This window comes from Pseudomonas sp. Je.1.5.c, from assembly GCF_051129895.1.
GTDB classification, from domain to species: domain Bacteria; phylum Pseudomonadota; class Gammaproteobacteria; order Pseudomonadales; family Pseudomonadaceae; genus Aquipseudomonas; species Aquipseudomonas urmiensis.
Map to the genome: position 1 here is coordinate 1 of NZ_JBCPSP010000007.1, position 22277 is coordinate 22277.

20 protein-coding genes are annotated in these 22277 nt (G+C 62.3%); 9 read left to right on the top strand and 11 right to left on the bottom strand.

The features are described 5' to 3' along the window. From acnD to AAZU54_RS07815, 4 genes are all read right to left on the bottom strand, one after another. On the bottom strand, positions 1 to 2573 hold a 2573-nt coding region (gene acnD, locus AAZU54_RS07800), incomplete at its 3' end, for a Fe/S-dependent 2-methylisocitrate dehydratase AcnD (protein WP_434726934.1). A 158-nt stretch (positions 2574 to 2731) separates the two neighbouring features. Beyond that, positions 2732 to 3859 (bottom strand): bifunctional 2-methylcitrate synthase/citrate synthase, encoded by a 1128-nt coding sequence (gene prpC / locus AAZU54_RS07805; protein ID WP_405128764.1) that lies wholly within the window; start codon positions 3857 to 3859, stop codon positions 2732 to 2734. Between the two features lie 139 nt (positions 3860 to 3998). After that, the gene (prpB, locus tag AAZU54_RS07810; protein ID WP_186554978.1) at positions 3999 to 4889 is read right to left on the bottom strand and encodes a methylisocitrate lyase; all 891 of its coding nucleotides are present in this window, start codon (positions 4887 to 4889) and stop codon (positions 3999 to 4001) included. Further along, positions 4886 to 5602 (bottom strand): GntR family transcriptional regulator, encoded by a 717-nt coding sequence (locus AAZU54_RS07815; protein WP_186554979.1) that lies wholly within the window; start codon positions 5600 to 5602, stop codon positions 4886 to 4888. Before AAZU54_RS07815 ends, prpB begins: the two co-directional genes overlap by 4 nt. A 286-nt stretch (positions 5603 to 5888) precedes the next feature. Here AAZU54_RS07815 and AAZU54_RS07820 point away from each other — a divergent pair, with 286 nt between their 5' ends. From AAZU54_RS07820 to AAZU54_RS07840, 5 genes are all read left to right on the top strand, one after another. Beyond that, the gene (locus tag AAZU54_RS07820) at positions 5889 to 6425 is read left to right on the top strand and encodes an ATP-dependent zinc protease family protein (protein WP_186554980.1); all 537 of its coding nucleotides are present in this window, start codon (positions 5889 to 5891) and stop codon (positions 6423 to 6425) included. Between the two features lie 5 nt (positions 6426 to 6430). Beyond that, positions 6431 to 7966: an inactive transglutaminase family protein gene (locus tag AAZU54_RS07825; RefSeq protein WP_186554981.1), complete on the top strand. Its 1536-nt coding sequence runs from the start codon at positions 6431 to 6433 to the stop codon at positions 7964 to 7966. Then, a complete protein-coding gene (locus tag AAZU54_RS07830) occupies positions 7966 to 8946 on the top strand; it encodes an alpha-L-glutamate ligase-like protein (protein WP_186554982.1) in 981 nt (326 codons plus the stop codon). The genes AAZU54_RS07825 and AAZU54_RS07830 overlap by 1 nt, the downstream gene beginning before the upstream one ends. Before the next feature lie 213 nt (positions 8947 to 9159). Continuing rightward, positions 9160 to 10503, top strand: coding sequence for an aminodeoxychorismate synthase component I (gene pabB / locus AAZU54_RS07835; RefSeq protein ID WP_186554983.1), 1344 nt, complete (start codon positions 9160 to 9162; stop codon positions 10501 to 10503). A 213-nt stretch (positions 10504 to 10716) separates the two neighbouring features. After that, positions 10717 to 11451 carry a phosphoadenylyl-sulfate reductase gene (locus tag AAZU54_RS07840; RefSeq protein WP_186554984.1) on the top strand — a complete coding sequence of 245 codons (735 nt, stop codon included), beginning with the start codon at positions 10717 to 10719 and terminating at the stop codon, positions 11449 to 11451. A gap of 56 nt (positions 11452 to 11507) precedes the next feature. Here the strand turns inward: AAZU54_RS07840 and cysB are convergent, their stop codons facing one another. The 3 genes from cysB to AAZU54_RS07855 all read right to left on the bottom strand — a co-directional run bounded on the left by cysB (position 11508) and on the right by AAZU54_RS07855 (position 14160). After that, positions 11508 to 12482 carry an HTH-type transcriptional regulator CysB gene (gene cysB, locus AAZU54_RS07845; RefSeq protein ID WP_186554985.1) on the bottom strand — a complete coding sequence of 325 codons (975 nt, stop codon included), beginning with the start codon at positions 12480 to 12482 and terminating at the stop codon, positions 11508 to 11510. 127 nt (positions 12483 to 12609) lie between these two features. Then, positions 12610 to 13107 carry a universal stress protein gene (locus AAZU54_RS07850; protein ID WP_186554986.1) on the bottom strand — a complete coding sequence of 166 codons (498 nt, stop codon included), beginning with the start codon at positions 13105 to 13107 and terminating at the stop codon, positions 12610 to 12612. Positions 13108 to 13212: 105 nt separating this feature from the next. Beyond that, entirely contained in the window at positions 13213 to 14160 is a 948-nt protein-coding gene (locus AAZU54_RS07855) for a putative 2-dehydropantoate 2-reductase (RefSeq protein WP_434726935.1), read from the bottom strand. A 359-nt stretch (positions 14161 to 14519) separates the two neighbouring features. Between AAZU54_RS07855 and AAZU54_RS07860 the strand changes: the two genes are divergently transcribed. Beyond that, complete coding sequence (locus AAZU54_RS07860) at positions 14520 to 15596, top strand: 3-deoxy-7-phosphoheptulonate synthase (RefSeq protein WP_186554988.1); 1077 nt, start codon at positions 14520 to 14522, stop codon at positions 15594 to 15596. Positions 15597 to 15796: 200 nt separating this feature from the next. Here the strand turns inward: AAZU54_RS07860 and AAZU54_RS07865 are convergent, their stop codons facing one another. After that, complete coding sequence (locus AAZU54_RS07865) at positions 15797 to 16078, bottom strand: GNAT family N-acetyltransferase (RefSeq protein WP_186554989.1); 282 nt, start codon at positions 16076 to 16078, stop codon at positions 15797 to 15799. Between the two features lie 503 nt (positions 16079 to 16581). Between AAZU54_RS07865 and oprI the strand changes: the two genes are divergently transcribed. Beyond that, positions 16582 to 16833: an outer membrane lipoprotei OprI gene (oprI, locus tag AAZU54_RS07870; protein ID WP_003259780.1), complete on the top strand. Its 252-nt coding sequence runs from the start codon at positions 16582 to 16584 to the stop codon at positions 16831 to 16833. A gap of 133 nt (positions 16834 to 16966) precedes the next feature. On the opposite strand, the gene AAZU54_RS07875 is transcribed toward oprI, so the two are convergent. The 3 genes from AAZU54_RS07875 to AAZU54_RS07885 form a co-directional block, all read right to left on the bottom strand. Continuing rightward, positions 16967 to 17941 carry a L,D-transpeptidase family protein gene (locus tag AAZU54_RS07875; RefSeq protein ID WP_186554990.1) on the bottom strand — a complete coding sequence of 325 codons (975 nt, stop codon included), beginning with the start codon at positions 17939 to 17941 and terminating at the stop codon, positions 16967 to 16969. 132 nt (positions 17942 to 18073) lie between these two features. Next, the gene (locus AAZU54_RS07880) at positions 18074 to 18355 is read right to left on the bottom strand and encodes a hypothetical protein (protein ID WP_186554991.1); all 282 of its coding nucleotides are present in this window, start codon (positions 18353 to 18355) and stop codon (positions 18074 to 18076) included. A 58-nt stretch (positions 18356 to 18413) separates the two neighbouring features. After that, a complete protein-coding gene (locus AAZU54_RS07885; RefSeq protein WP_186554992.1) occupies positions 18414 to 19019 on the bottom strand; it encodes an arylesterase in 606 nt (201 codons plus the stop codon). 10 nt (positions 19020 to 19029) lie between these two features. On the opposite strand from AAZU54_RS07885, the gene AAZU54_RS07890 reads away from it, so the two are divergent. Next, complete coding sequence (locus AAZU54_RS07890) at positions 19030 to 19713, top strand: ABC transporter ATP-binding protein (RefSeq protein WP_186554993.1); 684 nt, start codon at positions 19030 to 19032, stop codon at positions 19711 to 19713. Continuing rightward, positions 19713 to 22220, top strand: a complete 2508-nt coding sequence (locus AAZU54_RS07895; protein ID WP_434726936.1) for an ABC transporter permease — start codon at positions 19713 to 19715, stop codon at positions 22218 to 22220. Before AAZU54_RS07890 ends, AAZU54_RS07895 begins: the two co-directional genes overlap by 1 nt. The last annotated feature ends 57 nt before the right edge of the window (positions 22221 to 22277 follow it).

Genomic DNA, 22277 nt, shown 5'->3' on the forward strand with positions numbered 1-22277 from the left:
AGGAAGTCCTGGGCAAAGCGCTGCAGCACCCCACCCGCCTCGTAGATCGACACTTCTTCAGCGGTATCCAACCGGCACGTCACCGGCACCTCGAGCCGCTCGCCATTACGGCGGGTGACCACCAAGGTCAAGGTCGCCCGCGGCGTACGCTCGCCCAACACGTCGTAGCTCTCGCTGCCATCGAGCTGCAGGGTCTTGCGGTCGGTACCCGGCTTGAACTCCAGCGGCAACACGCCCATGCCTACCAGGTTGGTGCGGTGAATGCGCTCGAAGCCTTCGGCGACAATCGCTTCAACCCCTGCCAGGCGCACGCCCTTGGCCGCCCAATCGCGCGACGAGCCTTGGCCGTAGTCGGCACCGGCAACGATGATCAGCGGTTGTTTACGCTGCATGTAGGTCTCGATCGCCTCCCACATACGGGTCACCTTGCCTTCTGGCTCGATCCGCGCCAGCGAACCTTGCTGCACGCTGCCGTCTTCCTTGCGCACCATCTCGTTGAACAGCTTGGGGTTGGCGAAGGTGGCGCGCTGGGCGGTCAAGTGATCGCCGCGGTGGGTGGCATAGGAGTTGAAGTCCTCCTCAGGCAGGCCCATCTTCGCCAGGTACTCACCCGCCGCGCTGTCGAGCATGATCGCGTTGGACGGCGACAGGTGGTCTGTAGTGATGTTGTCCGGCAGTACCGCCAGCGGGCGCATGCCGCGCAGGGTACGCTCGCCAGCCAGGGCGCCCTCCCAATACGGCGGGCGACGGATATAGGTGCTCATCTCGCGCCACTCATACAGCGGCGCGACTTTCGGCCCCTTGTCTTCTTCAATGGCGAACATCGGGATATACACCTTGCGGAACTGCTCCGGCTTGACCGCAGCACGCACCACCGCGTCGATCTCTTCGTCGCTCGGCCAGATGTCCTTGAGGCGAATCTGTTTACCGTCGACCACGCCCAGCACATCCTTCTCGATGTCGAAGCGGATGGTGCCGGCGATGGCATAGGCCACTACCAGCGGTGGCGAGGCGAGGAATGCCTGCCTGGCGTACGGGTGAATCCGCCCGTCGAAGTTGCGGTTGCCCGACAGCACCGCGGTGGCGTACAGGTCGCGGTCGATGATTTCTTGCTGGATCTTCGGGTCCAGCGCGCCAGACATGCCGTTGCAGGTGGTGCAAGCGAAGGCGACGATGCCAAAGCCCAGTTGCTCCAGCTCCTGCTCCAGGCCAGCTTCTTCCAGGTACAACTTGACCGCCTTGGAGCCTGGCGCCAGCGAGGACTTCACCCACGGTTTGCGGGTCAGGCCGAGCTTGTTGGCATTACGCGCCAGCAGGCCTGCAGCAATGACGTTGCGCGGGTTGCTGGTATTGGTGCAACTGGTGATGGCGGCGATGATCACCGCGCCATCAGGCATCTGCCCCGGCAGCTCTTGCCAGGCGCCAGCGATGCCCTTGGCCGTCAGCTCGCTGGTAGCGACACGGGCGTGCGGGTTGGATGGGCCGGCCATGTTGCGCACGACACTCGACAGGTCAAAGCTGAGCACCCGCTCGTATTCGGCGTTGACCAGGCTGTCGGCCCACAGGCCTGCAACCTTGGCGTAGGTTTCGACCAGCTGGACCTGCTGCTCTTCACGGCCGGTCAGGCGCAGGTAGTCGATGGTCTGCTGGTCGATGGCGAACATCGCCGCCGTGGCGCCATACTCCGGCGCCATGTTGGAGATGGTGGCGCGATCGCCCAGGGTCAGGGCGCGGGCGCCCTCACCATGGAATTCGAGGTAGGCGCCCACCACTTTCTGCTTACGCAGGAACTCGGTCAGGGCCAATACCAGGTCGGTGGCGGTGATGTTCGGCTGCAGCTTGCCGGTCAGCTCGACGCCGACGATTTCCGGCAGGCGCATCCACGACGCGCGGCCGAGCATGACGTTCTCGGCTTCCAGGCCACCGACACCGATGGCGATCACGCCCAAGGCATCGACGTGCGGGGTGTGGCTGTCAGTGCCGACGCAGGTGTCTGGGTAGGCCACGCCGCGATCACTGTGGATCACCGGCGACATCTTCTCCAGGTTGATCTGGTGCATGATGCCGTTGCCCGGTTGGATCACGTCGACGTTCTTGAAGGCCTTTTTGGTCCAGTTGATGAAGTGGAAACGGTCTTCGTTGCGACGGTCTTCAATGGCGCGGTTCTTGTCGAATGCCTGCGGATCGAAACCGCCGCATTCGACCGCCAGCGAGTGGTCGACGATCAGTTGCACCGGCACTACCGGGTTGACCTGGGCCGGGTCGCCGCCTTTGTCGGCGATGGCATCGCGCAGGCCAGCCAGGTCGACCAGGGCGGTTTGGCCGAGGATGTCGTGGCACACCACCCGCGCCGGGAACCACGGGAAGTCGAGGTCGCGCTTGCGCTCGATCAGCTGGCTGAGCGAGGCATCGAGGGTGGCCGGATCGCAGCGGCGCACCAGGTTCTCGGCGAGCACGCGGGAGGTGTACGGCAGGCCGTCGTAGGCACCGGGTTTGAGGGCCTCGACAGCTGCGCGGGCGTCGAAGTAGTCCAGGGGGGTGCCTGGCAGGGCTTTGCGGTATGCAGTGTTCATCATTCAGGCTCGGTCACAGGATTCGGAAAGCTCCACCGTCCCTGTGGGAGCGGGCTTGCCCGCGAATACGTCAGCAGGTGCACATCAGTTGCCCAGTCGGACGCATTCGCGGGCAAGCCCGCTCCCACAGGAGAAACGGGTTGCCTCTCTATTTCTATTCAGCGCTGTGCGATGGGCACGAACTGGCGCTGTTCAACGCCGACGTACTCGGCGCTCGGACGGATGATGCGGTTGTTGGCACGCTGCTCGAAGACATGCGCCGCCCAGCCGGTCAGGCGCGAGCAGACGAAAATCGGGGTGAACAGCTTGGTCGGGATGCCCATGAAGTGATACGCCGAGGCATGGTAGAAGTCGGCGTTGGGGAACAGGCGTTTTTGCTCCCACATGGTCTTGTCGATCGCTTCGGAGACGGGGTACAGCACGCTGTCGCCGGCTTCATCGGCAAGCTGCTTGGCCCAGCCCTTGATCACTTCGTTGCGCGGGTCGGACTCTTTGTAGATCGCATGGCCAAAGCCCATGATCTTGTCTTTGCGCTCGAGCATCTTCAGCAGCTCGGCAGTGGCCTGCTGCGGGCTCTGGAAGCGTTCGATCAGCTCCATCGCCGCTTCGTTGGCGCCGCCGTGCAGCGGGCCGCGCAGCGAGCCGATGGCGGCGGTGACGCAGGAGTACAGGTCCGACAGGGTCGAGGCGCACACCCGGGCGGTGAAGGTCGAGGCGTTGAATTCGTGCTCGGCGTAGAGGATCAGAGACACGTTCATCACTTTGACATGCAGCGCGCTCGGTTTCTTGCCGTGCAGCAGGTGCAGGAAGTGTCCGCCCAGGGTGTCTTCATCGCTGGTGCAGTTGATGCGCACGCCGTGATGCGTGAAGCGGTACCAGTAGCACATGATCGCTGGGAATACCGCTAGCAGGCGGTCAGTCTTGTCGCGCTGGGTGTCGAAGGTCAGCTCCGGTTCCAGGGTGCCGAGTACCGAGCAGCCGGTGCGCATGACGTCCATCGGGTGGGCAGTGACGGGGATGCGCTCGAGCACTTCCTTGAGTGCCTGGGGCAGGTCACGCTGGCCCTTGAGCTTGGTCTTGTACTCGTCCAGTTCGGCTTGGCTGGGCAGCTCGCCATAGAGCAGCAGGTACGCCACTTCCTCGAATTCGGCATCTTTGGCCAGGTCACGGACGTCATAACCGCGGTAGGTCAGGCCGGCACCGGCCTGGCCTACAGTCGACAGTGCGGTCTGGCCGGCCACCTGACCACGCAGGCCTGCGCCGCTGAGTACTTTTGCTTCGGCCATGGTGTTTCTCCTTTATTGAACTTGTTATGGAATTTCTGGCTAATCAAGGGTGCCTGTGCCAGCCCACCAGAGCGTGGGAGCGGGCTTGCCCCGCGATAGCGCCGGCACAGGCGAATCATTGGCTTCGTTCTAACTCAGCTCAGCCCTTCTTCTGGGCAAACAACGCATCGAGGCTCTGCTCGAAGGCGTGGTAACCGATGGCATCGTAGAGCTCCATGCGAGTCTGCATGGTGTCGATGACGTTTTTCTGCGTACCATCGCGGCGCAGCGCGGTGTAGACGTTTTCCGCCGCCTTGTTCATCGCGCGGAACGCCGACAGCGGGTACAGCACCAGCGAGACGTCGACCGAGGCCAACTCGTCGGTGGTGTACAGCGGGGTGGCGCCGAACTCGGTGATGTTGGCCAGGATTGGCGCTTTGACCCGGTCGGCGAAGGTCTTGTACATGTGCAATTCAGTGATCGCTTCAGGGAAGATCATGTCGGCGCCGGCCTCGACACACGCCGCTGCGCGGTCCAGGGCAGCGTTCAGGCCTTCCACGGCCAAGGCGTCGGTACGCGCCATGATCACGAAGCTGTCATCCAGGCGAGCGTCTACCGCCGCCTTGATGCGATCGACCATCTCCTGCTGGGAGACGATTTCCTTGTTTGGCCGGTGGCCGCAACGCTTGGCGCCAACCTGGTCTTCGATATGAATCGCTGCCGCGCCGAACTTGTTCATCGAGCGCACGGTCCGCGCCACGTTGAAGGCCGAGGCGCCAAAGCCGGTGTCGACATCGACCAGCAGCGGCACGTCGCACACATCGGTGATGCGCCGCACGTCGGTGAGCACGTCATCCAACCCGCTGATGCCCAGGTCCGGCAGGCCCAGGGAGCCGGCAGCGACGCCGCCACCGGAGAGGTAGATGGCCTTGAAGCCGGCGCGCTTGGCCAGCAAGGCGTGGTTGGCGTTGATCGCGCCAACCACCTGCAACGGATGTTCGGCAGCCACCGCATCGCGGAAACGTTGGCCGGGCGTGCTCTTCACAGTCATGACTCACCTCGTGGGCTATTGTTGTCAGCGCCTTGATAGTGGCGCGCGATATTGCGTTTGGATGCGCCGATGTGGCGGCGCATCAGCAGTTCTGCCAGCTCGCCGTCTCGGTCGGCGATGGCATCGAGAATGCGGTGGTGCTCGGCGAATGCCTGGTGCGGGCGGTTGGGCGTGGCGGAAAACTGGATGCGGTACATGCGCACCAACTGATACAGCTCGCCGCAGAGCATCTTGACCAGGGTCTGGTTGCCGCTGCCCTGGATGATCCGGTAATGGAAGTCGAAGTCGCCTTCCTGCTGGTAATAGCCAACCCCGGCCTGGAACGCGGCATCGCGCTCATGGGTGTCGAGCACCCGGCGCAACTCATCGATCTCGGCTACGCTCATACGCTCGGCAGCCAGGCGGCACGCCATGCCTTCGAGGGATTCGCGGATCTCGTACAGCTCGATCAGCTCGGCGTGGCTAAGCGACACCACTCGCGCGCCGACGTGCGGCACTCGCACCAGCAGGCGCTGGCCTTCCAGGCGGTGGATGGCTTCGCGCAGTGGGCCGCGGCTGATGCCGTAGGTGCGCGCCAGCTCAGGCTCGGAGATCTTGCTGCCCGGGGCGATGTCGCCTTTGACGATGGCCGCCTGGATGCGCCGGAAGACGTTCTCGGAAAGGGTTTCCGTTTCTTCGGCCAGCGTGGCGGGCGCCTGAGTTACGTCCAGCATATTGTCGACACCTTGGGTTTCTCTATGGCCAAAACTAGCGAAACAGAACCTCACAGTCAAAGACAAAATGAACATTGTCGACAATCGTCTAAGAACGAACTTACTCAGCCGATTCGCTGTCAGATCGCGGCGCGCTGGCGTCAAGACGTCGGCGTGATAGAATGCCGCGCTTCCCGAGGGAGAATGAGTAGTCTGTCTGTACGGCAATTCATATTGTTGACAGATTAACGAGGATGCTTGGCCAGTCGCCTTGCCCTGAACCCAGCACAGCACCGCGCCAGGATTTATGAGACTTACACCCGTTTTAATGTTGCTCTGCCTTGCCCTGCTGCCGGCCCTTGGCCAAGCGGCTCAAAAGTCCGTGTACGGGCTCAACGAATATGCGCGCTTGAACGACCTGGACCTTGAGGTCGCGGCCAAGCTCGATACCGGTGCCAAGACCGCCTCGCTCAGCGCCCGCGACATCAAGCGCTTCAAGCGCAACGGCGAGAGCTGGGTACGTTTCTACCTGGCCATCGACGCCGCGCATTCGCACCCGATCGAACGGCCATTGGCCCGGGTCAGCAAGATCAAGCGCCGCGCTGGCGACTATGACGCTGAAGAAGGCAAGGCCTACACCGCCCGCCCGGTGATCGAACTGAACATTTGCATGGGCCAGACCCTGCGCACCATCGAAGTCAACCTCACCGACCGCAGCGCCTTCCAGTTCCCGCTGCTGATCGGCTCGGAGGCCTTGAAAGACTTCGATGCGCTGGTCGACCCAAGCCTCAAATACGCGGCCGGCAAACCTGCCTGTGCCACCGACGCTCCTAAAGCAGAGTAATCCCGATGCGCTCTCTTACCCTTCACCTGAAAGTCCTCATCACCGTGCTGGTGCTGCTGGGCGTGGCGGTTACGGCCTATCAGATCTTCTTCCTCGGCATCCCGGTGACCGAGGATGAAACCGACGACTTGTGGAACATCGACGCCAAGGTCGAGTTCGTCGCCAGTGCCAAGGATCCGGTCAAGGTACAGATGTTCGTGCCGCCCTTGAGCCGTGACTACGTCAGCCTCAACGAGAGCTTCATCTCCAACAACTATGGGGTGAGCGTCAACCGCGCCGACGGCAACCGCAAGGTGACCTGGTCGGCCCGTCGCGCCAGCGGCAACCAGACGCTTTACTACCGCCTGGTGTTGACCAAGCGCTACAGCAACGAAAAAACCACCATCAAAGGCCCGACCTTCCGTGACAGCCTGGCCGTGGAAGGCCCCGAGAAGATCGCCGCCGAAGCCCTGATGGCGCCGATTCGCCAGCACTCGGCCGACGTCGAGACCTTTGTCAGCGAGACCATCAAGCGGGTCAATAACCTTAACGATGACAACGTCAAGCTGCTGCTGGCTGGCGATACTTCGGCGCTGAACAAGGCCAAGGTCATCGACCTGCTGCTGTCGATCGCCCACGTGCCAATGGAAAAAGTCCACACCATCCGCCTGGTCGCCGACACTCCGCAGACGCCGGAACTGTGGCTGCGCAGCTTCAACGGCAATGACTGGCTGTACTTCAACCCAGATACCGGCGAGCAGGGCCTGCCCAGCGATCGCCTGCTGTGGTGGACCGGTGATGACAACCTGATCACTGTCGATGGCGGCAAGAAAGCCAACGTCACCTTCAGCATGAACAACAGCGAGATGAACGCCATCCGCCTGGCCAAGCTGACCGACGAGAACACCGACGCCGATTTTCTCGAATATTCGCTGTACGGCCTGCCGCTGCAAACCCAGCAGACCTTCATGATCATGGTGATGATCCCGATCGGCGTGCTGGTGATCCTGGTGCTGCGCAACCTGATCGGCATCCAGACCCTGGGTACCTTCACCCCGGTACTGATCGCCCTGGCCTTCCGCGAGACCCAGCTGGGCTTTGGCATCATGCTGTTTACCGTGATCACCGCGCTGGGCCTGTCGCTGCGCTCCTACCTTGAGCACCTGAAGCTGCAGATGCTGCCGCGGCTGTCGGTGGTGCTGACCTTCGTCGTGGTGCTGATCGCCGCGATCAGCCTGTTCAGCCACAAGCTGGGCCTGGAACGCGGCCTGTCGGTTGCGCTGTTCCCGATGGTGATCCTGACCATGACCATCGAACGCCTGTCGATCACTTGGGAAGAACGCGGTGGTGGCCATGCCATGAAAGTGGCGATCGGCACCCTGTTCGCAGCCTCCCTGGCGCACCTGCTGATGATGGTGCCGGAGCTGGTGTACTTCGTCTTCACCTTCCCGGCGGTACTGCTGATTCTGGTGGGCTTCATGCTGGCGATGGGTCGCTACCGCGGCTACCGCCTGACCGAGCTCGTTCGCTTCAAGGCTTTCGTAAAAAAGGCTGACGCCTGATGTTCGGACTGATCAAGACGTGGAAAGCCCTGGAGGCCCGGGGCATCATGGGTATCAACCGGCGCAACGCGGACTATGTCCTGAAGTACAACAAGCGCAATTTGTACCCGATCGTCGACGACAAGATCATCACCAAGGAGCGTGCGATCAAGGCCGGCATCCATGTGCCGGAGATGTACGGCATCATCGAGACAGAGAAGCAGATCGACAAGCTGCACGAGATCATCGGCGGGCGCAGCGATTTCGTCATCAAGCCGGCGCAAGGCGCTGGCGGTGACGGCATCCTGGTGATCGCCGACCGCTTTGAGGATCGCTACCGCACGGTGTCGGGCAAGATCATCAGCCACGAGGAGATCGAGCACCAGGTCTCGAGCATCCTCACTGGCCTGTACTCGTTGGGCGGCCACCGCGACCGGGCGCTGATCGAATACCGGGTGACCCCGGACCAGATCTTCAAGAGCATCAGCTACGAAGGCGTGCCGGATATCCGCATCATCGTACTGATGGGCTACCCGGTCATGGCCATGCTGCGCCTGCCGACCCGCCAGTCGGGCGGCAAGGCCAACCTGCACCAGGGCGCCATTGGCGTCGGTGTCGACCTGGCCACTGGCGTGACCCTGCGCGGCACCTGGCTGAACAACATCATCAGCAAGCACCCGGACACCACCAACGCGGTGGACGGCGTGCAACTGCCAAACTGGGACGGCTTCATGAAGCTGGCCGCTGGCTGCTATGAATTGTGTGGCCTGGGCTATATCGGTGTGGACATGGTGCTGGACCAGGACAAGGGGCCGTTGATCCTTGAGCTGAATGCGCGTCCGGGCTTGAATATTCAGATTGCCAACGATTGCGGCTTGACCCAGCGCACCCACGCCATCGAGGCGCATCTGGAAGCGCTGGCCAAAGATGGCCTTAGCGAAGACGCCGACCAGCGTGTGCGCGTGGCCCAAGGGCTGTTTGGGCACGTGCCTTCGCGCTAATGGCTTAGCCCGTTGGGGTCCGCTTCGCGGGCGAGCCCGCTCCCACAGGAACCGCGCATATTTTCAGATCAGCGCTATCCCTGTGGGAGCGGGCTCGCCCTCGAAGGGCCGCGAAGCGGACCCAAACACAAGCTTGAATGTCGCGCCCAGTGCTAGGCCCTTTTCCTACAGACCATTACAATCCCCTCCTCGCCTTCATCGCCGCCCATTCGCATGCCGACCTGTACGCTCCACCCCCTGCCCTACCAGCCCGACCCTGCCGCCTATTTCGCCCGACTGCGCCAGGCGCCCGGCGCGATCCTGCTCGACAGCGCCCGCCCTGGAGCCGAACGTGGCCGTTTCGACCTGCTCAGCGCCTGGCCGGTGGCACATTTGCAGGCAGAGCCTGACGAAGATGGCCGGGCTTACTTACAGCGCCTGCGCGATGGCTTGGCCGAGCTGGGGCACGCCGATCTCCCTGACAACCTTGAGCTGCCCTTTGCCGGCGGCCTGATCGGTTACCTGAGCTACGACTTCGGTCGGCGCCTGGAACAGCTGCCCAGCATGGCCGTGGACGATCTGGGCCTGCCGGATGCACAGCTGGGCCTGTATGCCTGGGCGCTGGTCAGCGACCACCTGCTGGGCACCACGCAACTGGTGTTTCACCCCAGCTTGCCAGCGAGCGAGCAGCAGCGGCTGATCAGCCTGTTCGAGGCACCTGCCGTTGATCAAAGCACCGACTTCCAGCTGCTTGCGCCCATGCGTGGCGACCTTGAACCAGCCCACTATCGCCAGGCTTTCGATCAGGTCCAGCACTACATTCAGGCCGGCGACTGCTACCAGATCAACCTCACCCAGCGTTTCCGCGCTGCCTGCCAGGGAGATCCGTGGCACGCCTACCAGGCCCTGCGCAAGGCTTGCCCGACCCCGTTCTCCGGCTATCAGCAGTTGGCCGACGGCAGCGCGCTGCTGAGTTTTTCCCCCGAGCGCTTTGTTCGCGTAAGCCAAGGCCAGGTAGAAACCCGCCCGATCAAAGGCACCCGCCCGCGCTCCAGCGACCCGCAGCAAGATGCGCGCAACGCTGCCGAACTGCTCGCCAGCGCCAAGGACCGCTCGGAAAACCTGATGATCGTCGACCTGCTGCGCAATGATCTAGGACGCACCTGCGAGATCGGCACCGTCAAGGTTCCCGAGCTGTTCAGCCTGGAGAGCTACCCCAATGTCCATCACCTGGTCAGCAGCATCACCGGGCAGCTGGCCAGCGGCAAAGACGCTCTGGACCTGATCGGCGACAGCTTCCCCGGCGGCTCGATCACCGGCGCACCGAAGATCCGCGCCATGCAGATCATCGACGAGCTGGAGCCGACTCGCCGGGCGTTGTACTGCGGCTCGCTGTTGTACATCGATGTGCGCGGGGAAATGGACAGCTCCATCGCCATTCGCAGCCTGCTGATCAAGGACGGTCAGGCCTGTTGCTGGGGTGGCGGCGCAGTGGTGGCCGATTCGCAGTGGGAGGCGGAGTATGAGGAGTCGATCGCCAAGGTGCGGGTGTTGATGCAGACGCTGCAAAGCCTCTGATCCGTGTCGCCCTTTTCGCGGGCAAGCCCGCTCCCACAGGAACCGCGCATATTTTCAGATCAGCGCTATCCCTGTGGGAGCGGGCTTGCCCGCGAAAAGGACAACACCGTTCTCGAACCGATTACGCCATGGCAGAACGTCTACCCCGCCATTTTTTGTTACCATCTGCCTATTACGAGCGCACAGCGCCATACACACGATGGAAACCGCCTGATGAGCCAAGCCTTCGACGTCGCCGCCCTGGCCGCGACCTACGCCAACAAGTCCCCGCAGGACATTCTCAAGCTCGCCTTCGAACACTTTGGCGACGACCTGTGGATCTCATTCAGCGGCGCCGAGGATGTGGTGCTGGTGGATATGGCCTGGAAACTGAACAAACAGGTCAAGGTCTTCAGCCTCGATACCGGCCGTCTGCACCCGGAGACCTATCGTTTTATCGATCAGGTCCGCGAGCAGTACAACCTGCCGATCGAGATCCTCAGCCCGGACCGGGCCAAGCTGGATCCATTCGTCAAGGACAAGGGCCTGTTCAGTTTCTACAAGGATGGCCATGGCGAATGCTGCGGCATCCGCAAGATCGAGCCGCTGCGGCGTAAGCTGTCCACCGTCAGCGCCTGGGCCACAGGCCAACGTCGCGACCAGAGCCCTGGCACCCGCAGCCAGGTTGCCGCGCTGGAAATCGACTCGGCGTTCTCCACTGCTGAACGCACGCTGTACAAGTTCAACCCCCTGGCGCAGATGACCAGCGCCGAAGTGTGGGGCTATATCCGCATGCTTGAACTGCCCTACAACAGCCTGCATGAACGCGGCTTCATCAGTATCGGCTGCGAGCCTTGCACCCGCCCAGTGCTGCCTAACCAGCATGAGCGCGAAGGCCGCTGGTGGTGGGAAGAGTCCACGCAGAAGGAATGCGGGCTGCATGCCGGCAACCTGATCTCCAAGGCCTGACCTTGTAGCAGGCATAAAAAAACCGGCCAATCAGCCGGTTTTTTTATGCCTGTCGATCAGTGGAACGGCAACTCGACGCCGTGGAAAAGCTCTTCAAGCTCTTGCTTGTTATGGCATTGGATAGCCTTGGCCATGACTTCACGGGTCAGGTGCGGCGCGAATTTCTCGATGAAGTCGCACATGAAACCACGCAGGAAGGTGCCACGGCGGAAGCCGATCTTGGTCACGCTGGCTTCGAACAGCTCGCTGGCATCCAGGGCGACCAGATCGCTATCAAGCTTGGCATCTACCGCCATACCGGCCACGATGCCCACACCCAGGCCCAGGCGCACATAGGTCTTGATCACGTCAGCGTCAGCGGCGGTGAACACCACTTTTGGCGTAAGGCCACGATGGTTGAACGCCTCGTCCAACTTGGAACGGCCAGTGAAGCCGAACACGTAGGTGACGATCGGGTATTCGGCGAGCGCTTCGAGGGTCAGCTTCGGCAGCTTGGCCAGTGGGTGGCCCTGGGGTACCACCACGCAACGGTTCCAGCGGTAGCACGGCATCATGATCAGATCGCCGAACAGCTCCAGGGCTTCAGTGGCGATGGCAAAGTCGACAGTGCCGTCAGCCGCCATTTCGGCGATTTGCATGGGCGAGCCCTGATGCATGTGCAGGGACACTTCCGGGTACTGCTTGATGAAGCTGCTGATCACCGGCGGCAAGGCATAGCGTGCCTGGGTGTGGGTGGTGGCGATCGACAGGGTGCCCTTCTTCTCATTGGAGAATTCCTGGGCGATCTGCTTGATGCTTTCAACCTTGCGCAGGATCTCGCCAGCGGTGTTGATGATGCGCTCGCCGGCCGGGGTGACGCGGGTCAGGTGCTTGCCGCTGCGGGCGAAGACTTCGACACCCAACTCATCCTCGAGCAGGCGGATCTGCTTGCTGATCCCCGGCTGGGAGGTATAGAGGCTCTGCGCTGTCGCGGAGACGTTGAGGTCGTGGTGCGCCACTTCCCAGATGTAGCGCAGTTGTTGGAGCTTCATAGGTTTCCCTCGGTTCAGCGGTAGGTCACCGGCAGCTGGCAGCGACGATATATAACTATATTAGTGGTTCTGGAAATAAATCTAGAACTATTTTGTTACGCCAAGGGGAAATGACCTACTGCCATCTTCATGCTTTCCTACGCCCCAAATGCTGCGCCAACGGCACCATGTAGACCGGCACCGGTGACAGCTGCAAGAGCCGCACTGCCGTCCTACCAATCGGCACATCTACCCCTGCACCTTGGGTATGGCTGCCGAAGATCAACAGATCGACACTCAGCCGTTGCGCCTGATCGAGGATCACCTGCGCAGGATCGCCCTGGCGCACGCGCACGGCACGGATCACAGCCAGATCCGCTTCCTCGCCCAGCTCATCGCGAAAATTTTCCAGGACCCTCTGCTCGATATTGGCCATCACTGTGTTCACCCCCTGGCTGTGCAACTGGTCCAGGGTCTGTTCGTCCAGATAACTCTGCAACAACGATTCGGCGAACTGGCCCATCGGTTCGACCGCGTGGATCACGTACAGCTCTGCATTGAAGGTGCGCGCCAAGGCCAGGGCGTGCTGCATGACAACAGGCGCGTATACACCGAGGTCGGTGGCATACAGCATGGAACGAATCATTCGACCTCCTCGACTGCCGCTACGGCAGAGCAAGGTTCAGCTTAGCAGCGCCGTAGCCGGGCGCTGCGCCGTCCGGCGTGCTGCCCTGCAGGCCTTGAGGCTCAGTCAGGCCTGGCGATTGCGTCGATCGATGAAGGCCAGCGATTGGTAGAGCATTTCCATGCGCACCAGGTGGCAGCCTGCGGCGCGTGCCCGCGCCAGGGGCTCGGCGTAGATCGCCTGGAGTTCGAGCGGACGCTGCTGGGCGTGGTCGTGATACATGCTGGGCCAGTAGTCAGGCATCTGCTCGGTAATGCGCAACAAGTGCTCGGCATAGCCCTGCGGCAGCACCAGGCCGCAGGCCTGAGCGCCCTGCACCACTTCGGCCATCAGTTGCTGGATTAGCAGCCTGCTGTCGGCGTCAGCCATCAACGGCGTGGTACTGGCTTGCAAGAGTACCGACAGACCGTTGTAGGGCACGTTCCACACCAGCTTTTGCCAGCGGGCCTGGTCGAGGTTTTCCATGGCCTGCGAGTCGATCCCCGCGGCATGGAACAGCGCGGCGCCCTCCTCGACGATGGCCAGCGCTGCACCTGCGGCCGGGCCGCTGTGATAGCCAAGGTTGACCGCGCCCAGCGCCTGGTGACGAATCACTCCGGGGGCCTCGCGGTTGACACATATAAAGCACAAGCCGCCGAGCAAGTGCATATCTGGGCGCAACGCAGGGCGCAACTGATCTTCAACGCCCAGGCCATTTTGCAATAGCACCACCCTGGACTCAGGCGCGGCAGCCTGGTCGATCAGCGGCGCAAGCTCGGCATTGCTGGTAGCCTTGGCGCCCACCAGCAACCAGTCGCACAACGGCATGTCGGCGGCCGAGGCATAGGCGTTGACCTGCATATGCACTTGACCATGCACCGCGCTTTGCAAGCTCAGCCCCTGCTCGCGCACCGCCTCGTACTCGCTGCGCAACAGAAAGTGCACCTCAAAGCCTGCGCGGGCCAGCATCAGCCCGTAGAACCCGCCGATGGCCCCACTGCCGATGATCCCGATACGCGTACTGCGAGACTCCATGCACTACTCCTTTTCGATCCAGCTGCTGGTTCGCCTGATGCTTACAAGTCAGGCCGATGTGGCCCAACTGTAATGCGCGATTGAAGTCAGAGCAGCATTTTCTAGTGTCAGTTCTGGCCTCATCGCGGGACAAGCCCGCTCCTACAGGCTCAAACACTCAGGCACTCTCGGAAGGTAGCTTCAAGCGCGTAGAAACAAAAATCCCCTCTGATGGCCAAAAACCCCACGCCGACGGGGCCCAGCCCATTGTCGCGCCCCCTGTAACGCGCTAAGGTTCGGCCTCCCCGTTGCGAACAATCTGCTGCTAGGCCGCACGGGGATTGCTGGCGGCCGGCACCCGTGACCTGACGAGTAACACGATGGCTGATTTACCGATCGATGACCTAAACGTTGCCTCCAACGAGACCTTGATCACCCCCGATCAGCTCAAGAAGGAAATTCCTCTCAGCGCCCAGGCCCTGCAGACCGTGACTGCCGGCCGCGAAGTGGTGCGCAACATTCTCGACGGCAAGGACCATCGACTGTTCGTCGTGATCGGCCCCTGCTCGATCCATGACATCAAGGCCGCTCACGAATACGCCGAGCGCCTCAAGGTACTGGCCGCGGAAGTCGCCGACACCCTGTACCTGGTAATGCGCGTGTACTTCGAAAAACCGCGTACCACCGTCGGCTGGAAAGGCCTGATCAACGACCCGTACCTGGATGACTCGTTCAAGATCCAGGACGGCCTGCACATCGGTCGCCAATTGCTGCTGGACCTGGCCGAAATGGGCCTGCCAACCGCCACCGAAGCACTTGACCCGATCTCACCGCAGTATCTGCAGGACCTGATCAGCTGGTCGGCGATCGGCGCTCGCACCACCGAATCGCAGACCCACCGAGAGATGGCCTCGGGCCTGTCCTCGGCGGTCGGCTTCAAGAACGGCACCGATGGCGGCCTGACCGTGGCGATCAACGCCCTGCAGTCGGTATCCAAGCCACACCGTTTCCTGGGGATCAACCAGGAAGGTGGCGTGTCCATCGTCACCACCAAGGGTAATGCCTATGGCCACGTGGTACTGCGCGGCGGCAACGGCAAGCCCAACTATGATTCGGTCAGCGTTGCCCTGTGCGAGCAAGACCTGGCCAAGGCCAAGATCAAGGCCAACATCATGGTCGACTGCAGCCACGCCAATTCCAACAAGGACCCGGCCCTGCAGCCGCTGGTGATGGACAACGTCGCCAACCAAATCCTCGAAGGCAACCAGTCGATCATCGGCCTGATGGTCGAGAGCCACTTGAACTGGGGCTGCCAGTCGATTCCCAAGGATCTTGCCGATCTGCAATACGGCGTATCGGTCACCGACGCCTGTATCGATTGGGCCGCCACCGAAAAGTCCGTGCGCAGCATGCGCGACAAGCTCAAGGACGTTCTGCCCAAACGCCAACGCGGCTGAGTGTCGTCTGTTGTGGGGCTGCGTTGCAGCCCTTCGCGGGCAAGCCCGCTCCCACAGGGATAGCGCTTAACTTGAGGGCGGCGCGATACCTGTGGGAGCGGGCTTGTCCGCGAAGGGCCGCAAGGCGGCCCCAAAATCTTAAGTGAACAGCATTACGGGCAATGCCCGGAATTTTTGTGTGTTTCGATCAGCCCCGAACGTCAGGCTTTGCTGGAATGGCGCTGCTGGCGCTCCATGTAGCGCTCGACGTACGAGCACGACGGGATGACCGTGTAGCCCATCTGGTCGGCGTACTGCAGGGCCTGTTCGGTCAGCGCTGCGGCAATGCCGCGGCCGCGCAGGGCGTTGGGCACGAAGGTGCGATAGATATCCAGCGTCTGCTTGCCCAGGTCCATGTACGTCAGGTAGGCACGATGACCGTCCACGTTGGTCTCGAACTGATGACCGGCCTGGTCATGGTGGATGGTCAGCGCTTCGCTCATCACTACTCCTCGCAGGTCTTCTCGGCAGACCTTTACCTTAACCGATGATGTATCCGGCGCGGAATCTTCTACGCCCCCTCATGCCCCCTTGGACAGCAAGGTGACTGGGTCGTTCTGTACCCTGGGCACCCACAAATAGTAGGCGCCGCCGGCAGGAATGCTCAAGGTGGCAGACGGCAAAAATTCGCCGTTAAACCCAGTTGCGCGGACCTGACGGTGGACTCGCAACAGCACGCGGATGTTGTACTGCTAAGACGCACAAGGACAGTACAAGTCACCTTTAGTTCAACAAAAAGTTCCGCTAGTACAATCGCTTGCGAACCCTGAACAGGTTGTTCACAAAAGCGCTACAAAGGTGTCAGCGACCCAGCAGTGCACATTTTTTTTGCAGTTCTTGCGCTCAGTCAGTTTACTTACTACAAGTAATGGGTACTATGTACGCCGGCCAGTTTCTCTTTTCCGAGAGATGGCTATTTAATAGAAAGTCCTTGAAGGGGAACACGATGAACAACGTTCTGAAATTCTCTGCTCTGGCTCTGGCCGCAGTTCTGGCTACCGGTTGCAGCAGCGTCTCCAAAGAAACCGAAGCTCGCCTGACTGCTACCGAAGACGCAGCAGCTCGCGCCCAAGCCCGTGCCGATGAAGCCTACCGTAAGGCTGACGACGCTCTGGCTGCCGCTCAGAAGGCTCAGCAAACCGCTGACGAAGCCAACGAGCGCGCTCTGCGTATGCTGGACAAAGCCAGCCGCAAGTAATAATCCTCACGGATTGTTATGAAGCCGACCCACTTGTGGGTCGGCTTTTTTATTGCCGATGAAAACGCCTGCGGCAAAAACGAAAAAGGCCTGCACTAAGGCAGGCCCTGATCGCGGCACAGCGACTTACGACTTACTGAAGTTCAGGCGGAATGCTCGAGACCATCGGTGCCGCACCACCGGTGACGGGAACGGCAATTTCCACCGGCATGCCATCTTCAGCGGCAACCACGTCGCGCACCATGTCCCAGTTCATCCGCAGGTTATTGGCCAGGTCTTCACGCTTGAGCAAGGCATTGATAACTGCAGTGTGCTTGTCGACCACCGACGGATCGCCATGATCATCCAGCGGTGTATGCGCCTCAAGGTAGACCTTGCCGGCACTGATACCGAACTTGTACGGCTCGTTGATGATGCGCACTGGCGTACCTACCGGGACCATCTTGGAAAGTTCCAGGACGTTATTGTTGAGCATGCGGAAGCAACCATGGCTGGTGCGCATACCAATACCGAACTTCTTGTTGGAGCCGTGGATCAAGTACCCAGGCACACCCAGGGTGAACTTGAACGGCCCCAGCGGGTTGTCCGGGCCAGCGGGCACTACGGTCGGCAAGATGTCGCCATCGGCGGCATGCTCGGCGCGGATCGAAGCAGGCGGCGTCCAGGTCGGGTTCGGCGTCTTGGCGGTAATCTTGGTATTGGCAATCGGCGAGCCCCAGCCTTCACGGCCGATGCCCAGCGGGAAGGTATGCACTACGTTCTGCCCTTTCGGGAAGTAGTACAGACGATATTCGGCCAGGTTGATGACGATGCCTTCGCGTGGCCCCGGAGGCAGCACGTAGCGTGTCGGCAGGATGATTTCAGTACCCGCGCCGGGCAACCATGGATCGACGCCCGGGTTGGCGGCGATCATCTCCAGATAGCCCAGATCATTGGCGGTGCCGATGTCAGCGAAGGTGTCTTCGTACTTGGCCTTGATCGTCTGGACCTGGCCGACGACGTCCTCACCGGGTGGCGGCAGTGGCAGCTCCAGCGCGCAGGCAGGGCCCGCTACCAGCAGGGCGGCCAGGGACAGGCTACGGGTGACGGCGGGAAAGCGCGGCAACATCCGGTAAATCCTTCGAAAGGTGGGTCAAGAGGATCGATTGTACACCCGCCCCGGCACAAGCGGGAGGCATCGGGCAGTTGCATGCGTTTCAGATGATGAAAGGCAGTCTTAGTTCCGGCCGGCACTTGCCATCTAGAGTTGCGGCCATACCGGTCGAGTGCCACGGCGCTGGGCATCTAAGATCGCCTTGCACAGCGTGCACAGGCGGCTGTCGCGATTGATCGCGCGCGGCACCATCGACCACCGTGGCTGCGCTGGCAACAGACCGCCGCATAAGGTGCGGTCGACCGGCGCGCCCAGCTCAAGTTGGCGGGCTACCAGGTGGACGCGGACTTCCTGACACGCGAACAGGTCGAGCTGCTCATCGGGCTCGATCAGTTGATAGGCATACAGGGACCAGGCAGGGCGCGGCATTGGGGGGTCTCGAAACGGGGGGCGCAACATTATCCGAAAGCAGCCCCCGTTAAAAGCGTCACAGCAAGGGTTTTATCACCGGCCAGGCATTTTCCAGCAGTTGCTGCTGGGCGCCCTGGGCTGGGTGAATGCCATCGGCCTGCATCATCTGCGGCACACCGCCAACCCCCTCGAGGAAAAACGGCACCCATGGCACTTTTTTCTGTGTCGCCAACTGCTCATAGACCTGGGCAAAGGCAGTGGTATAGCGCACCCCGTAATTGGGCGGCAGGCGCATGCCCAACAGGACCACCTTGGCCCCTGCCGCCTGGGAGCGGTCTATCATCGAAGCAAGATTTTGTTGCAATTGCTCTGGCGGCTGTCCACGCAGCCCATCGTTGCCGCCCAGCTCGATGATCACCAGGCTCGGCTTATGCTCTGCAAGCAGCGCCGGCAGCCGCGCCTGGCCACCTGCACTGGTGTCACCACTGATCGAAGCATTGACCACCTGATCGCTGGAGCCTTCCTGCTGCAGCCGTTGCTGCAACAGGGAAACCCACCCCTGGCGGGTATCCAGGCCAAAACCGGCGCTGATACTATCGCCGACGACCAGCAGTGTTCCCGCCGCCGCGCTCTGGGCCAGGCAATACAGGGCCAGACCGGCACTCAACCACCACACTCGCATCGGATTCTCCATGGGCCCAAGCATTCTCGTTGCGCAGCACCTTAGCAAAGTGGTTCCCAGCGCGGAAGGCGACCTGACCATCCTCCACGCACTCTCCCTCGATCTGAACCAAGGCGACAGCCTGGCCATCGTCGGCGCTTCGGGCTCGGGCAAATCGACCCTGCTGGGCTTGCTCGCAGGCCTGGACCGCCCTAGCGCCGGCACGGTGATCCTGGCCGGTCACGACCTGGGGCCGCTGGATGAAGATCAACGGGCGCGGGTGCGCGCCGAGCATGTCGGCTTCGTGTTCCAGTCGTTCCAATTGCTCGACAGCCTCAATGCACTGGAAAACGTCATGCTGCCGCTGGAGCTCGATGGCCGCCGCGATGCCCGCGAGCATGCGCGCAGCCTGCTCGAACGGGTTGGTCTGGGCAAACGCCTGACCCATACCCCGCGCCAGCTGTCAGGCGGTGAGCAGCAACGGGTGGCGATTGCCCGAGCGTTCGCCGCGCAGCCAGCGGTGCTGTTCGCCGACGAGCCTACCGGCAACCTGGACAGCCACACCGGCGAGCGCATCAGCGACCTGTTGTTCGAACTGAACAAGGAGCGCGGCACCACCTTGGTTCTGGTCACCCATGACGAACGCCTGGCCAAGCGCTGCCGGCGCCTGATCCGCCTGGACGCTGGGCGCCTGGTGGCGCCCCTGGAGCCGTGATGACTCGATTGCCGTTTCTGCGCCTGTGCGCCTTGGCCCTGCGCCAGCTCTGGCGCGACGCCCGTGCCAGTGAAGTACGCGTGCTGTTCTTCGCCCTGCTGGTGGCCGTGGCGGCCAGCACCGCCATCGGCTATTTCGGCGCACGCCTGAACGGCGCCATGCAGCTGCGCGCCAGCGAGTTTCTCGGCGCAGATCTGGTCCTGCAGGGCAGCTCGCCAGCTCGCCAGGAGCAGATCGACGCCGGCACGGCGCTGGGTTTGCGCCATGCACGGGTGGTGGAATTTACCAGCGTGGTCGGGGGCGATAGCGGCATCCAGCTCTCCAGCATCAAGGCCGCCGACACTGCCTACCCGCTGCGGGGAAAATTACGCAGCGCGGCAGCGCCCTATGCGCAGGAAGCGCCCGGGGGCGGCCCAGCAGCCGGTGAGGTCTGGGTCGAGCCACGTCTGCTGGCGGCGCTGGGTTTGTCGATAGGCGATAGCATCGATGTCGGCATGAAGCGCTTGCGCATGACCCGCGTGCTGACCTACGAACCAGACCGCGCCAACAACTTCTACAGCCTCACCCCGCGGGTGCTGATGAACCTCGACGACCTGCAAAGCACCGGCGTGATCCAGCCAGGCAGCCGGGTCAGCTATCGCGAGCTATGGCGAGGCGAGCCGCAAACATTGAGCCAGTATCGCCAGGCCATCGACAAGGATCTGGCCGCCAACCAGCGCCTGCTCGATACCCGCGATGGCAATCGGCAAATCGGCGGCGCGCTGGGCAAGGCTGAGCGCTACTTGAACATGGCCAGCCTGGTGGCGGTGCTGTTGGCAGGCGTTGCCGTGGCGCTCTCGGCCAGCCGCTACGCGGCCCGGCGCCTGGACGCCAGCGCCCTGCTGCGCTGCCTGGGCTTGTCTCGCCGCCAGGCCCTGGGCCTGTACTGCGTGCAACTGGCAGCGCTAGGCCTGGTGGCAGCAGTGGTCGGGGCCCTGGTCGGCTGGCTGGCACAGCTGGGCCTGTTTCGCCTGCTGCACGGGCTGATGCCCAGCGTCATTCCACCCGGTGGCATCACCCCGGCGCTGGCTGGCATCGGCACGGGCCTGGTCGCCCTCGCAGGTTTTGCCCTGCCGCCGTTGGCGGCACTGGGCCGCGTGCCGCCGCTGCGTGTGTTGCGCCGCGACCTGCTGCCGGTACCGCCCAGCAGCTGGCTGGTGTATGGCGCTGCCCTATTTGCCCTGGGCCTGATCATGTGGCGCCTGAGCCTGGATCTGCTGCTGACCTTTGCCCTGCTCGGCGGCGGGTTGATCGCTGCGCTGTTACTGGGTGGCCTGCTCCTGCTCGGGTTGCGTAGCCTGCGCCGGTTACTGGCGGGCGCGCCCCTGACTTGGCGGCTGGGGCTAGGCCAATTGCTGCGTCACCCGCTGGCTGCAGCCGGCCAAGCGCTGGCGTTTGGCCTCATCCTACTGGCCATGGGCCTGGTCGCATTGCTGCGCGCCGAGCTGTTGGATACCTGGCAAGCGCAACTGCCCAAAGATGCCCCCAATCACTTCGCCTTGAACATCCTGCCGGATGAGCGCGATGCCTTTATCCAGCACTTACGCGAGGTCAACGCCACTTCGGCGCCGTTGTATCCGGTGATACCGGGTCGGCTGACGCACATCAACGACGAGCCAGTGCGCCAGCTGGTGAGCAAGGAGTCCACCGGTGAACGCGCCGTGCAACGCGATCTCAGCCTGACCTGGGCCGCCGAGCTGCCCCAGGGCAATGCCTTGACCTCAGGTGATTGGTGGCAGCCCACCCCAGCAAGCGATGGCATCCCTGGTGTTTCGGTAGAAGCGGAGCTTGCTGCCAGCCTGCATCTGAAGCTGGGCGACCTGCTCAATTTCGATATCGGTGGTCAGCAACGCCAGGCACGGGTCAGCAGCTTGCGCTCGGTGCACTGGGACAGTTTCCAGCCCAACTTCTACATGATTTTCCAACCCGGCACCCTGCAGGGCTTGCCCACCACCTACCTGACCAGCTTCTACCTGGCAGCGGGTCACGATCAGGAAGTGGTCGCCCTGTCCCGGGCGTTCCCGGCCGCGACCATTCTTCAGGTCGACGCGCTGCTCGAGCAGTTGCGCAGCATCCTGGCGCAGGTGACCTTGGCGGTGGAGTATGTGCTGTTGTTCGTGTTGGCGGCGGGCCTGGCAGTGCTGTTCGCCGGGCTGCAGGCAACCTTGGATGAGCGCATTCACCAAGGCGCCTTGCTGCGCGCGCTGGGTGCGCCCAGGCCCTTGCTGGTCAGGACCCGGCGCATCGAGTTCGGCTTACTGGGGGCGGCCAGCGGCGTGCTGGCGGCGCTGGGTTGCGAGCTGATCAGCTGGGCGCTGTATCGCTATGCGTTCGACCTGCCGTGGAGTCCGCATCCATGGCTGCTGGCATTGCCGCTGGTGGGTGCATTGCTGGTGGCGGGTGCCGGGGTGTTTGGCACCCGGCGTGCGCTCAATGCCAGTCCTTTGGCGGTTTTGCGCGACACTTGAGCTCAACGCAAATGTGAACTGGGGCTGCTTTGTGGCCCCAGTCTTGGAAGCTTCAGT